The sequence below is a fragment of the Shewanella electrica genome (assembly GCF_022321485.1).
In the GTDB taxonomy this organism is placed as follows: domain Bacteria; phylum Pseudomonadota; class Gammaproteobacteria; order Enterobacterales; family Shewanellaceae; genus Shewanella; species Shewanella electrica.
Genome location: NZ_JAKOGG010000219.1, coordinates 1 through 277, shown reverse-complemented (window position 1 = coordinate 277; position 277 = coordinate 1). Strand labels below are relative to the sequence as shown.

Annotated in this window: 1 protein-coding gene; it reads left to right on the top strand. The window is 70.4% G+C overall.

Features of this window, described 5'->3' with window-relative positions:
• Positions 1 to 277 (top strand): GGDEF domain-containing protein (locus tag L9G74_RS20440; RefSeq protein ID WP_238898598.1); only part of this gene is annotated, 277 nt, incomplete at both ends.

The following is a 277-nucleotide window of genomic DNA, read 5'->3' as shown; positions in this document are numbered from 1 at the left end:
ATGCGCGACCCGCTCACCGGCCTGTTCAACCGGCGCTACCTGTCCGAAACCCTCCCCCGCGAGATCCGGCGGGCCCGACGCGGTCGCAAGCCGCTGTGCGTCGCGCTCCTGGACGTCGATCACTTCAAGGCGCTGAACGACGCCCACGGCCATCCCGCCGGGGACCGGGTGCTGAAGATCGTGGGCGGGCTGTTGAGGGATTCCCTCCGCGCCGGGGACATCGTCTGCCGCTACGGCGGCGAGGAGTTCGTCGTCGTGCTGCCGAACTGCGCCCTTG